Source organism: Massilia atriviolacea (genome assembly GCF_003953935.1).
Lineage (GTDB): Bacteria > Pseudomonadota > Gammaproteobacteria > Burkholderiales > Burkholderiaceae_D > Telluria_A > Telluria_A atriviolacea.
The window spans coordinates 1-12984 of the sequence record NZ_RXLQ01000001.1; the positions used below are offsets into that span (position 1 = coordinate 1).

Here is a 12984-nt window from a genome sequence, read left to right on the forward strand (position 1 = left end):
CCTATTGAGGTGTCCGGGCAAATTAGACCACAGCACAGCTCAGATTGCTGTCAAGGAAGAGGAGAAGCGCCTTAACGCCGAGGCCACTTATGCCGACAATCCAACGTCGCCTCGCGACGGCGTGGTATCGGCTTTGCAAGTCAAAAACGGTACGCCGGTGTCTCTTAACCAGACGCTTGCGGTCATCGTGCCCGAGCATGGCAATGGCATTCGCAGCGCGCTCGAAATTGAACTGTGGGCGCCGTCCCGTGCGATTGGTATGGTCAGGAACGGGGCCAAAGTCAAGGTGATGTTTGACGCGTTTCCCTACCAGATATTTGGCGTTGGCGAAGGACAGGTACGCTTTGTGTCGAGTGCGCCGGTCTTACCGAATGAATTGCCCATCCCCACGGAAATGAATGAACAGCTCTACAAAATCCGGGTCGCGTTGGAGCGCGACAGCTTGTCCGCCTACGGCAAGCAATGGCCGCTGGCACCGGGAATGCGCGTGAGCGCCGATCTTGTGTTGGAAGAGCGCAGTCTGCTCGACTGGCTACTTGACCCTCTTCATGCCATCAAGCGGCGTTCAGGGAAGGATGACGCTTCTTTTCTGACTTCATCAATTAACTCAGACGGGTGACATCATGCGTGAATTAAGCAGAAGTGAACTGTGCCTTGTTGCCGGTGGCATCATGCAAAAATGGGCAGAGCACAGGACAATGGAATATGACCGGGACTCAGGCGACCAGCTGCAGGTGTATACGGAAATCGATTATGCCGCCGATTACGGCGACACGATCGAGTGGTTTTCTGATTCCAACGACTATTTTGGGGATTACGGAAACTACGATAATTGGAACGACAATTTTTCCGATGGTTTTTCTGGCACCGACCGCGCTGGAGGCGGTGTTGGCAGGTATGCACCGATTGCGCCCGAGGCAATACCTCAAGGCGATTATTTCTTCGAATATCATCAAAGTTCGGGCAACCTGATGCTGGTAGGAAAGGACGGCATGTCATACCAATTTGGAAGGGAAAATGCCGGATATGCCGGCACTCCGCTCTACAAAAACAATCCGGACGCGGACCATATTCGTAACGGCGGTCCGCTTCCTGAAGGAAGGTACATGATTGGTGATGTGACCAATCATAAAGGCCCGAGTTCAATTGCATTGAGGCCATCGGCAGAAAATGACATGCACGGCCGTTCCGATTTTCTGATCCATGGTGATAACGGCCTTGGCACCGCCTCTGAAGGTTGCATAATTCTGCCCCGTGATATGAGGGACGGCATCGTCAACAGCAACGTGAAAGAGATAAGAGTCGTGCGGTAAGACGATTGTGACCGAACCTGGCGAGGCGTGCCCGTGCGATGTCAGCGAACCCAGCGGCCGGCATTGCAAGCTTCATGTCCCGCTGGGATGATTGATGGGGGCGGCGATGAACTTGAAGATATGGATATGGTCCGTGGTGTTGTTGCTTGGTGCTGATGCCCACGCGGAAATCTACAAGCGAACCCTTCCTGGTGGAATACGGGTTACCGTCGTGGATGGGCCTTTCGATCGATCCTTGCATAGCATCAAGGATTGCGGGCAGGCCGATACCTGTCTTATCGATAATGTCCCTCCGCTTTCGACAATCGGTTTGCCGACCACCGAGATCAAGTCGATTACGGTGAATGTAGGCGGTCGACACTACGTGCTCCCATCCGACCGTATGTTCGATCCGGGATTGGACCCGCGTTCTGGTGGAATCGAGCGATTCGCGGGATTTTGCAGCGACAGCTTCAACTGCGCTTTCCGTGCCAGGTTTTCCGAAGCGGGTGGCGCATATGCGGTCGAATGGTTGATCAGCGGCGGAGTACCGATACGTACGGTATTGTCGGCCAGCATAGACATATCCGGGCTATTTGCCGAACATCCCAGTCCGCCGAAGGAAAAGTAGCGCAAAAAGGCGAGCCGCCCGGATGTGCCGGATCCGCTGTGCATGACGGCACCCGATTGCTATGTCCGCTGGATACAGTCAGTTGAAACGAGAATCACCATGTTAGTTCAGCGCGCGCTTCTTCCGGTAGCGCGCGTGTGTAAGTCCTGCGGAGGCCAACAATGAAATTCAGTTGTTTTACGCTCATGGCGATGCTGGTGCCGGTCATGCCGTTCGCGATTGCGGATACCTATCGCCGCACGTTGCCAGGGGAAATAGTTGTTACAGTGGTAGATCGCCCGTTCAGCGTGTCGGAACACCATGTTCGCGGATGTGTGAATGCGCGAATGTGCTTTGTCGACAACGTTCCGGCGCTGGGAACGACATCGTTGCCGACCGACGAGATCGAGTCGATCAGCGTCAGTGTGGAAGGCATGACGTATCGATTGCAAGCATCCGGCATGTTCAATGCGCGTGTGGCCCTTCGCAACGGTGGAATAAGCAGGATTTCCGGTTTTTGTTACGATCGCCGCAACTGCGAATTCCGAGGAAGGTTCGGCAATGGCGGTCGTTCGTATTTTGCCGAGTGGGTGGTCAAGAATGGGACCGCCACCCGCACTGTGCTGTCTCCGAGTATGGATGTCGGATGGCTGTTCGACGACAATCCCAGCCCTCCGAAATATGAATAATTCCGTAGGGCTTGCCTGGCACTCGCAGACCAATGATGGATTATTTTTATCAATCCGAGGCGGCAGAATGCGGATTAATCTGCATAGCGATCGTCCTGAAGGAATTCGGTGCGCCGACCGACCTGAATATTTTGCGCCGTGCTTATCCCGCCTCAGCGCGCGGAATGACGATGGCTCAGATGATCGACCTCGCGGCCACGGTAAATTTGACGGCGCGTGCGGTTCGTTGCGAAATGGATGAGCTTAAAAAATTACGACTACCTGCCATTCTTCATTGGGGCATGCAGCACTACGTGGTACTCAGGCGTATCAAGCGAGGCAGGATATGCATCGTCGATCCGGCGCGTGGCGCGCGCGTGTTGTCGATGAAGGAAACGAGCCGCTATTTTACCGGCGTGGCGCTCGAGCTGGCCACAGCCCCGCAGTTCAAAAAACGCCGTGTGAGCAGTCCATTGAGCTTATGGTCATGGTTCAGGTTCGATCGGGTCAGCTATCGCGCCCTGGCACAGATCTTTTTACTGTCGCTGCTTTTGCAGGCCTATGTTGTGGCTAGTCCATTCTACATTCAACTCGCAGTGGATCAGGCCGCGCTAAAGGGGGATCAGGCATTGTTGGTCGCGCTGGCCACCGGATTCGCCCTGTTCGCTGTGTTTAACATCGTTGCCGAACTGTTGAGGGCGCTCGTGTCATTCCAATTGAGCGCGCTGATGAATTGGGATATGAGTGTGCGCTTGTTACGTCATCTCATACGACTTCCTCTGCCATGGTTTCAGAGGCGAAAGCTGGCGGATGTGCTGTCACGTTTCGATGCCATCGGTCCGGTCAGAACATTGATATCGGGAGGGCTTGTCGTCACTACTGTCGACGGATTGTTGGCGCTAACCACGCTGGCCATGATGTTCGCGCTTGCGCCGAATCTGGCGTGGCTGGGACTTGCCGGGCTGGCGGTGTATGTGGGGATCCGCCTCGTGGGACTTCCCCTCGCCATCCGGCTCGGGGTGCAGGCCCTGCTAGCGCATATTGCCGAGAACGGCAAGCGGATCGAGACCATCCGGGCGATCCAGACGATCAAGGTAATGGGGGCAGAGCAGGCACGCGAGAGCGCTTGGGCGAATAAACTGGCCGAGTGCATCAGGTGCGATCAGCGCCAAAACGTGAGCAATCAGGTTTTCACCAGCGCGCTCGGTTTGGTGAGCGCGATAATCATGGTTTTCATCGTCTTCAATGGCGCGCGCGGCATAATCGACGGCAGCATGTCGGTCGGCCTGTTGTACGCATTCATGGCGTACGAAGGACAGTTCATGGCACGTTCCAGCGCTTTTTTCGAACAAGTAGTTCAGTGGCGCCTGACCGATATGTATTCACACCGCTTGGCCGACGTGGTCCTGGTCGAGCGTGAGGAGGGAGTCGATGCGCCGTCCCCTGGCGATGGCAGGATCGACGGGGTTGTCGAGCTTTGCGGAATTGTTTTCGCCTATGCGCCACAAGATCCCTATGTTCTGCGTGGAATTTCGATCCGTATCGATCGAGGCGAATTCGTGGCCATTGTCGGTCCTTCGGGAGCCGGGAAATCGACGCTTCTGAAGATCATCTGCGGGTTGTATGCACCCACAGCCGGTGAAGTCATACTCGATGGGCGTTCGGTGAAGGCATGGGGCTCCCGAACGGTCCGGAGAGCCTTCGGAACGGTAATGCAAGACGACGAGCTGGTCTCCGGCACGATCGCGGAGAATGTCGCATTCTTTAGCGAACAGATCGACCTGTCCTTGGTTTGGCAGTCCTTGCAGCGTGCAGCAATCGATGAAGAGATTCGCCGGATGCCGATGGGCGCCGATACCTGTATCGGTGACATGGGAGGGGCACTGTCGGGCGGTCAGAAACAACGTCTGCTCCTTGCGCGAGCCCTGTACCGGATGCCGAAAGTCCTTCTGCTCGACGAGGCTACCTCACACCTGGACGCCCAGTGTGAAGCTCGCATCAACGCAGCGCTCAAGTCATTGGAGATAACCCGCATCGTGGTTGCTCATCGTCGCGAAACGATTGATAGTGCGGATCGTATCATTTGCCTGGACGGCGAAGGGCGAGTGTGTTTCGACCGGCCGCGTCAACAATATCCGCCGGATAAGCGGTGAACGCAAGCTGTGCGTCTTCAGCCAGTTCGAATCCATCAGATCGGGAAGCGCAGCGTGAAACGGTTGCCGCCGACTCCGCTGTCGACGCGGGCGCTGCCGCCGTGCAGTTGCATGATCGATTGCACGATGGCCAGTCCCAGCCCGCCGGTGTCGCCTTGCCCGCTGCGCGAGGCGTCCGCGCGGTAAAAGCGTTCGAACAGATGCGGCAGATGTTCGGCGCCGATGGCCGGGCCGGGGTTATGCACGCTCACTTCCAGCATGCCGTCCACGGCCGCGCTGGCGATGCCGACCGTGCTGCCGGCCTCGCCGTAGCGCAGGGCATTGGCCAGCAGGTTGGCCAGCGCGCGCCGCAGCAGGTCGGGATCGGCCTGCACGCTGCCCTCCACGCGGATCGCGAAGCGCATCTGGCGCTCCTCGGCCATGCCCTCGAAATACTCGCACAACTGCGCCAGCAGCGGGGCCAGCGGCACCGCGCTGCGCCGTACCGCCGCGTCCGGCTGCTCGTTGCGGGCCAGGAACAGCATGCTGTCGATCATGCGCGCCAGCCGCTCGTATTCTTCCTGGTTGGAGGCCAGCAGTTCTTCGTATTCCTGCACGCCGCGCCCGCGCGAAAGGGTCTGCTGGGTGTGGCCCATCAGGTTGTTGAGCGGGGTGCGCAGTTCGTGCGCCAGGTCTTCGGAAAAGCGCGACAACTGCGCGAAGCCGTGTTCCAGCCGTGTCAGCATGCCGTCCAGCGCCGCGCTCAGTTCGGCCAGTTCGCTGACGTCCTCGCGGCCGCCCAGGCGCAGGTGCAGGTGGCGGCTGTCGATGGCGGCCGCGCGCGCGGCCAGGCGCCGCACCGGCGCCAGCCCCTGGCGGCTGACCTGCCAGCCGAGCGCGAACATCAGCAGGGCGCTGGCGGCCAGGGCCAGCAGCAGCTTGCCCCGGTAGGACGCCATCATCTGCTCGCGCTCGGCCAGCAGTTTGCCGGCCACCAGGGTCAGGCCGGCGCCACGGTGTTCGAGGCGGCGCCAGGCCAGGCGCGCCGGCGCCGCTCCGTCCACGTCGGCGAACTGGATCTCGGCGCGGCCCGGCAGATGCGGCACCGCCAGCGGCGTGGGATTGACCGTGATGCGCGCGCTGCCCTGGTCGTCGACGATCCACAGCATGCTGTCGCGGTTGCCCATCATGTTCCCGTACAACTGGGGCCGGCGTTGCAGGGCGTCGATGCTGGCGCTGTCGTCGATGAGCGCGCCCATCCGTTCGACCCGGCCGGCCAGGGCCTGGTCGTCGCGCACGGCCAGTTCGCGCGCCAGCGCCTGGTACAGGTACAGGCCCATGGCGCCGGTCAGCACGGCGCCCGCCAGCGCGAACTGCAGCGCCAGGCGCAGGCTCAGCGAGCGCATCAGGGCGGCGCTTCCAGCATGTAGCCGGTGCCGCGCAGGGTGTGGATCAGTTTCACCGGCCAGGGGTCGTCGACCTTGGCGCGCAGGCGGCGGATGGCGACGTCGACCACGTTGGTGTCGCTGTCGAAATTCATCTGCCACACCTGCGAGGCGATGAAGCTGCGCGAGAGCGCTTCGCCCTGGCGGCTGAGCAGCAGGTGCAGCAGGGCGAATTCCTTGTTGGTAAGCAGGATGCGCTCGCCGTTGCGGCTCACCTTGCGGCGCAGCAGGTCGAGGTGCAGGTCGGCCACCTGCAGTGTGTCGAGCTCGCGCGGCGGCCCGCGCCGCAGCAGGGTGCGCACGCGCGCCAGCAGCTCGGCGTAGGAGAAGGGCTTGACCAGGTAATCGTCGGCGCCCAGTTCGAGCCCCTTGACCCGGTCTTCGACGGCGTCGCGCGCGGTCAGGAACAGCACCGGGGTGGCGCCGCGCTGGCGCACGATCTTCAGCAATTGCCAGCCGTCCAGGCCGGGCAGCATGACGTCGAGGACGATCAGGTCGAATTCCTCTTCCTCGATCAGGTGGCGGCCGTCGTTGCCGTCGCGCGCGACCGACACCATGTAGCCGGACTCGCCCAGCCCCTTGCGCAGGTAGTCCGCCGTCTTGCTTTCATCTTCCACCAACAAAATTCGCATGCCGAGCTCCCGATCACCGGGTGATTATGCCCCAGCCCGGCGCGCTCGTGGATGACAGATTTGTCATGCCGCCGTCATCGTGGCGTTGGCGTCGGGGCTTTAGCATGGCGTCTTTGCTGTCAACCCGAGGGAATTCCATGGCCTTGCGCCCCGTTTCAATGATGTTCCCGCTGCTGCTGGCCGCCGGCGGCGCGGCCGCTGCGCCGCTGCTGCGGCCCGAGCTATCGCTTGCCCTGGCCGGCGAGCTGGTCGACGCCACCCTGGCCGCCTGCCAGGCCCAGGGGCGCGGGGCGGCGGTGGCCGTCGTCGACCGCGGCGGCAACCTGGTGGCGCTCAAGCGCGCCGATGGCGTCGGACCGCACAACACCCTGGCCGCGCAACGCAAGGCGTACACGGCGCTGTCGGCCAGGACGCCGACCCGGGTGCTGGCCGAACGGGCGCGCACCCAGCCGGACACGGCCAACCTGACCACCTTGCCGGAATTGCTGTTGCTGGGCGGCGGCTTGCCGATCATGTCGGGGAACGAGGCGATCGGCGGCATCGGCGTGGCCGGTGCCGGCGGCGCGGCCATGGACGAGTCCTGCGCCGCGCGCGCCATCGATGCGCTGGCATCGAAGCTGTCTTTTTAATTGAACTGAAGGAGTCTTACAATGAATGTCACATCGCTCGCCGCCGCAGCCATCCTGTCCGGCATGGCCCAGCTGGCCGCCGCCGCCAACCCGCTCAGCGTGCACGTGCTCAATTTGCAGGATGGCTTGCCGTCGGCCCAGGTCGAGGTGACGCTCGAAAAACAGGCGGGCAAGCAGTGGGTCGCGCTGGGCGCGGGCGCAACCGATGCCGATGGGCGGATTCGCGCGCTGTTTCCCGAAGGGGAACGCTTCGACAAGGGCGTGTACCGGGTGACCTTCAAGACCGGCGCCTGGTTTGCCGCCAGGAAGACCGACAGCTTCTTTCCCGAAGTGCCGGTCGTGTTCGTGGTCGATGGCAAGCTTGCGCATTACCATATTCCACTGCTGATCAGCCCCTTCGGCTTCTCGACCTACCGGGGCAATTGATCAGCGCAGGTTCAGCGTATCGCTGAGCGACCACTTGAGCGGCTTGCCGGCGCTGTCGGTGATGGTGGTCAGTTCGCCGAAAATGCGGCCCTGCACATTGTCCGGCAGGCGCACGAAGGCGGTGTTGCCGACAGCGTCATCGCCATGCACGAAGCCCCAGGTGAAAAACCTGATGGCGGCGACGGCGCTGTCCGGGCTGCTGGTAATCAGCGGAACGATGGCGAAGGTGCTGGCGGTGATCGGCCAGCTGGCGACGCCAGGTTTGTCGGTCAGCATTTCTTCATACGCGCCCTTGCTGGTCCAGCCGCTGTTGTTCATCGCCGACGAGAAACCGGCGCCGCTCGGCGCGACGAACTTGCCGTCGCGGTTTTTCAGGCTGGCGAAACTGAGCTTGTTCTTCGTCACATACTGATAGTCCACATAGGCGATCGCGCCTGGGGTCTGCCTGAGCGCGGCCACCACGCCGGCGCTGCCTTTCACCGGGGTGGTGCCGGCAGCCCACTTGACGCTGTAGCTGCTGCCGTAAGCGGCTTTCCATTCCGCACTGCTCTTGCTCAGGTAGTCGGTAAAGTTGAAGGTGGTGCCGGAGCCGTCCTGGCGCGTCACGGCGCTGATCGCCAGTGCCGGCAGGGCCAGTCCCGGATTGAGCGCCTGCACCTTCGGGTCGTTCCATTTCGTGATCTTGCGGCTGAAGATGTCGGCCAGCAGCTCGCCCGTCAACTTCAGCTGTCCGCTGGCGACGCCAGGCAGGTTGACCACCGGTACGATGCCCGACACGGCGGTCGGAAAGCACAGCAGCTTGCCGGCCTTGCGTTCGTCGGCCGACAGGGCGACGTCGGTGGCGCCGAAGTCGACCTTGCGGCTCTTGACCTGCTGCAAGCCTTCGGTGGAACTGCTGGACTGGTAGTTCAGGCTCACGTTGGACGACTTGCTGTAGGCGGCGGCCATCGAGGTGTACAGGATTTCGGCGGCCGAGGAGCCGGCGCCGGTCAGCGAGGTCTGCGCGTACAGGGCGGGCGAGGCCGCGACGAGGATGGCAAACAGGATTTTATTATTGGTAAACATGGCGGTAGGTCCGTATTCGGTAGGTCGTTCTGGTGGGCGTACGCGCGTCCCCGCCGCCATGGCCTGGACCGTGGGCGAAGGGGAAACGTGAGCGCGGGATCGTCGTCTTTTCAGGCCAAGCCGGGCTTGGCGCGGGAAGGTGGCAGGCGTGTCGCGCGGCGTTGCAGCTGGCCGGCGCAAGCACGCTTGCATTGCCGCCGGCGCGCTGGCCGGCGGCATATCGCTACATATCTTTTTACAACAAACAATTCTACATGGAAATAAATCGAAAAAGGTGAGTGCCGGCGCTTTTAGAGGAGATGCTCGACATTGCGCGCTCTTAGCGACATTATAAAGCATCGTCTTGCGCACGCCAAATTGTGTCAATACGCAACCTTGTCAGGATTGCCATTCTAGGCGCATACTTCCTTGTCCAAAGGGTAATGGCGTACGCGCGCCAGCCAAGGCGGCGCAGGACAAAAAAAAGCCACCGCAGGGGGCGGTGGCCGGCGCTGGGGAGCGCGAGGGAGCAAGGGCGCGCGTCAGGCGGCGGCCGCGTCGCTGTCTTCATCCTCGCCTTCGCCTTCTTCCATGGCGGCGTCGGCCTTGTATTTGAGGCGGGCGGCGCTGCAGGCCGAGATGTCGAGGTCGTCGCGCTCGCCCTTGTAGGTGGAAATATGCAGCTTGCCATCGGGATGCGCATACAGGTAGCGCACGTCGACCAGGGCGCCCACCGGCGGAATCTCGAAGTTCGACGAGATGGTGACCTTGCCCATGTCGACCTTGGCGCCGCTGGCGTCGAACACCGCCAGGTGCACGCTGCGCTTGCCCTTGGCGACCTGCTCGACAAGGAAGGTGCCGGTTTCGTAGAACACGTGCTTGAGGGCGTCGCCGCCCGAGGCCGGACGGCCGTGGGCGTAGCCGGCATCCTTCTTGCGGAACACCACGCCTTCACCGCGTTGCTGGCGGATCCGTTCGAACGCCTCGGTCTTGGCCGCCGTGCCTTTATACAAGGGAGAGACCGCGACGCTGGCGCCGGCCTTGACCGCGCCGGCCAGCAGGGCGTGGCGTTCCTCGAAGCCGAGCTCGTGCAGCTTGCGCCCGCCCAGTTCCAGGATATCGAAAATGCTCAGGCGCGGGCCGGGCAGGGCTTCGCCGTCGAGGATGGTGCCGGCGGGCAGGCTGGACAGCTCCTCCACCACGCCCAGCGGCAGCGGTACCGGAAAGCCGTTGCGCTTGCTGCCGACCAGTTCGCCCGGCGCCTTGACCGACACCATGCGCCGGTGGCCGTCGTCCTTTTCCTGCATGACCCAGGCGTCGTCCTGCAGCAGCTTGAGGGCGCGTTCTTCGGGGATCGGGTTGAGCAATTGCGGCAGCACGCCGGTGAAGGCCGATGCCAGCTCGGTGCCCTGGTAGGGCACGCCGGCGTCGTCGGGACTGTAGCCGCCTTTCAGCTTGCTCCTGACCAGGGTGTCGTAGATCGCCTTCGCTTCCGCGTAGGGCAGGGGCGTGGCGGTCTTGGCCTGGTGGGCCAGGGCCGCGCCGCGCCGGCCGTTGCGCCCGTACACCATCCAGCCGCCCTCGACCGGGTCGAGGTGGCAATGGTATTCCTTGTCGGTCGAGCCCTTGGTCTGGTACAGCGAGACTGATTCTTTTTCCATGCGTTTGATCCTGACAAAGATGATGAACAACTTCGTGCCGCGCCGGCGTCAGCCGTGTTGCCACGCCGGGCGGCAGCGATGATAAGATTGCGCCATGACTACCACACTTGCTACCACTCTCCCGCCGACCCTGGTCCACACCCTGCGCATGCCGATCCGCTGGGGCGACATGGACGCGATGGGCCATGTGAACAATACCGTCTACTTCCGCTATATCGAGCAGGCCCGGATTTCCTGGTTCGACGAGATCGCCTGCACGCCCGATCCGGCCGGTGAAGGTCCGGTGATCGTGAATGCCCATTGTTCCTTCCTGAAACAGCTCAAGTATCCGGGCGAGATCGAGGTCACCACCTTCGTCGGGCCGCCGGGGCGCTCCAGTTTCGAGATGCTGCACCAGATCCGCATGGTCGACGCCGACGGCAACGCGGGCGTCCTGCATGCGGAAGGCGGCGCCAAGATTGTCTGGGTCAATTTTCCTGCGGAAAAATCGGTACCGCTGCCGCCGGCGATCTGCAAGCTGCTGCCTCCGAGTAAACTGTTGCCGGAGAAGTGAGCCGGCTGGCGTCCGGCAGTATCGTAACAGCAAATTTAATTATGGCAAATATGCAAGACCGCTGAGAGGCTGGCGTCCTTGGCGCCGATGCGCTTCGTCCGCTTCGTCCCTGCGTTCGATTGCCGCCTGCGCCGGAAAGCCGGTTGCGAGGCCCGGTGTCGGAAACCATGCGATCCGGCGGCATCGGGCAAGGAGCCTGGCCTGTTAACGACAAAGCCCCTGTTTCCAGGGGCTTTGTCGTTGTTGCGATAAAGCGTGCGCGGCGCGCCTTAGTTAGTGTTGTTCAGCACCGAGTTGCGGCGCGAATAGGCGAAGTACACCGCCAGGCCGATCGCCAGCCAGATGCCGAAGGCGATCCAGGTGGTCTTGCTGAGGAAGGTCATCAGCGCCACGCAGAAGATGATCGCCAGGGCCGGCACCACCGGCACGCCAGGGCAGCGGAAGGCGCGCGGCAGGTCCGGACGGGTCTTGCGCAGCACGATCACGGCCACCGATACCAGGCAGAAGGCGGCCAGGGTGCCGATGTTGATCAGTTCGGCGAGCACGCCGAGCGGCACCACGGCGGCGATCAGGCCGAACACGATGCCGACGATCCAGGTGGCGAAGAAAGGCGTGCCGTATTTCGGATGCACGGTCGCCAGGCGCTTGGGCAGCAAGCCGTCGCGCGACATGGCGAAGATCACGCGGGTCTGGCCGTAGGTCATCACCAGGATCACGGTGGTCATGCCCAGGATCGCACCCAGGTCGACGAAACCGGCAACCCAGTTCTGCTTGGCGTACTGCAGGGCCAGCGAGACCGGATGGTCGACCCCGGCAAACTGCTGGTAAGGCACGATACCGGTCATGATGGCCGAGACGATCACGTACAGGATGGTGCACACCACCAGCGAACCGATGATGCCGATCGGCAGGTCGCGCTCGGGGCGCTTGACTTCTTCCGCCGCCGAGGTCACCGCATCGAAGCCGATGAAGGCGAAGAACACCAGCGCCGCCGCACTCATGGTGCCGTTCATCCCGAACGGCATGAACGGCTGCCAGTTGGACGGCTCGACATAGCGCGCGCCGACCACGATAAACAGCAGCACCACGCCGACCTTGATCGCCACCATCACGCCATTGAGCCGCGCCGACTCGCGCACGCCGAAGGAGAGCAGGGTGGTCAGCAGCAGCATGATGATCAGGGCCGGCAGGTTGAACAGGGTGTCGACGCCGGGAATCGATCCGGGCGCGGCGGTGAGCGCGACCGGCAGCTTGATGCCGAAGCCGCCGATCAGCGACTGGAAGTAGCCGGACCAGCCGACCGACACGGCCGAGGTGGCCAATCCGTATTCGAGCAGCAGATCCCAGCCGATCATCCAGGCCACGATTTCGCCCATGGTGGCGTAGCTGTAGGTGTAGATCGAGCCGGCCACGGGAATGGTGGAGGCGAATTCGGCGTAGCACAGGGCTGCGAAACCGCAGGCCATCGCGGCGATCACGAAGGACAGGGTCAGGGCCGGGCCGGCGGTGACGGCGCCGGTGCCGGTGAGGACGAAAATCCCGGTGCCGACGATGGCCCCGATCCCCATCAGGACCAGGTCAATCGGTCCCAGCACTTTCTTCAACCCGCCGGCGGCGCGGCTTTGCGCCACCATGGCGTCCAGATTTTTGGTTCGGAAAAGGCTCATTCAATTGTCTCGTTTTAAAGTCTTATGTTTTTAAGATCCCACGCCGACAGCGTCTTTACGGCCGGGTGGTCGACTACTGCGCCCGCGATTGTAACGTACCGGGCGCGGGCATTCACGAGTTGCGGGACAAAAGATGGCGAAAAGAAAACAACTGCGGGGGAGGACGGCGCGCGCCCGGAGCCGGGCGGCATGGGGCAAGGCCTGCGCCGGCACGGGCCGGCACAG

General features: G+C 62.2%; 13 protein-coding genes. 8 read left to right on the forward strand and 5 right to left on the reverse strand.

Going from position 1 to position 12984, the window contains the following annotated elements; translation table 11 throughout:
• The 5 genes from EJB06_RS00005 to EJB06_RS00025 all read left to right on the forward strand — a co-directional run.
• A partial coding sequence (locus tag EJB06_RS00005; RefSeq protein WP_126071957.1) for a beta-barrel domain-containing protein occupies nucleotides 1-619 on the forward strand: 619 nt, incomplete at its 5' end.
• Between the two features lie 4 nt (nucleotides 620-623).
• A complete protein-coding gene (locus EJB06_RS32145) occupies nucleotides 624-1313 on the forward strand; it encodes a tlde1 domain-containing protein (protein ID WP_198420730.1) in 690 nt (229 codons plus the stop codon).
• A 106-nt stretch (nucleotides 1314-1419) separates the two neighbouring features.
• Nucleotides 1420-1923, forward strand: a complete 504-nt coding sequence (locus EJB06_RS00015; protein WP_126071958.1) for a hypothetical protein — start codon at nucleotides 1420-1422, stop codon at nucleotides 1921-1923.
• A gap of 161 nt (nucleotides 1924-2084) precedes the next feature.
• Nucleotides 2085-2591, forward strand: coding sequence for a hypothetical protein (locus tag EJB06_RS00020; protein WP_126071959.1), 507 nt, complete (start codon nucleotides 2085-2087; stop codon nucleotides 2589-2591).
• 32 nt (nucleotides 2592-2623) lie between these two features.
• Entirely contained in the window at nucleotides 2624-4723 is a 2100-nt protein-coding gene (locus EJB06_RS00025; RefSeq protein WP_126071960.1) for a peptidase domain-containing ABC transporter, read from the forward strand.
• A 35-nt stretch (nucleotides 4724-4758) separates the two neighbouring features.
• Here the strand turns inward: EJB06_RS00025 and EJB06_RS00030 are convergent, their stop codons facing one another.
• A complete protein-coding gene (locus EJB06_RS00030) occupies nucleotides 4759-6108 on the reverse strand; it encodes a heavy metal sensor histidine kinase (RefSeq protein WP_126071961.1) in 1350 nt (449 codons plus the stop codon).
• Nucleotides 6108-6779 carry a heavy metal response regulator transcription factor gene (locus EJB06_RS00035; protein ID WP_126071962.1) on the reverse strand — a complete coding sequence of 224 codons (672 nt, stop codon included), beginning with the start codon at nucleotides 6777-6779 and terminating at the stop codon, nucleotides 6108-6110. Before EJB06_RS00035 ends, EJB06_RS00030 begins: the two co-directional genes overlap by 1 nt.
• A gap of 137 nt (nucleotides 6780-6916) precedes the next feature.
• On the opposite strand from EJB06_RS00035, the gene EJB06_RS00040 reads away from it, so the two are divergent.
• Nucleotides 6917-7408: a GlcG/HbpS family heme-binding protein gene (locus EJB06_RS00040; protein ID WP_126071963.1), complete on the forward strand. Its 492-nt coding sequence runs from the start codon at nucleotides 6917-6919 to the stop codon at nucleotides 7406-7408.
• A 21-nt stretch (nucleotides 7409-7429) separates the two neighbouring features.
• Nucleotides 7430-7834, forward strand: coding sequence for a hydroxyisourate hydrolase (gene uraH, locus EJB06_RS00045; RefSeq protein WP_126071964.1), 405 nt, complete (start codon nucleotides 7430-7432; stop codon nucleotides 7832-7834).
• On the opposite strand, the gene pstS is transcribed toward uraH, so the two are convergent.
• The gene (gene pstS, locus EJB06_RS00050; protein ID WP_126071965.1) at nucleotides 7835-8899 is read right to left on the reverse strand and encodes a phosphate ABC transporter substrate-binding protein PstS; all 1065 of its coding nucleotides are present in this window, start codon (nucleotides 8897-8899) and stop codon (nucleotides 7835-7837) included.
• Between the two features lie 521 nt (nucleotides 8900-9420).
• Nucleotides 9421-10539: a hypothetical protein gene (locus EJB06_RS00055; RefSeq protein ID WP_126071966.1), complete on the reverse strand. Its 1119-nt coding sequence runs from the start codon at nucleotides 10537-10539 to the stop codon at nucleotides 9421-9423.
• A gap of 94 nt (nucleotides 10540-10633) precedes the next feature.
• Here EJB06_RS00055 and EJB06_RS00060 point away from each other — a divergent pair, with 94 nt between their 5' ends.
• Nucleotides 10634-11092: an acyl-CoA thioesterase gene (locus tag EJB06_RS00060; RefSeq protein ID WP_229426856.1), complete on the forward strand. Its 459-nt coding sequence runs from the start codon at nucleotides 10634-10636 to the stop codon at nucleotides 11090-11092.
• A 269-nt stretch (nucleotides 11093-11361) separates the two neighbouring features.
• Here the strand turns inward: EJB06_RS00060 and bcaP are convergent, their stop codons facing one another.
• Nucleotides 11362-12759, reverse strand: coding sequence for a branched-chain amino acid transporter BcaP (gene bcaP / locus EJB06_RS00065; RefSeq protein WP_126071967.1), 1398 nt, complete (start codon nucleotides 12757-12759; stop codon nucleotides 11362-11364).
• Nucleotides 12760-12984: the final 225 nt, after the last annotated feature.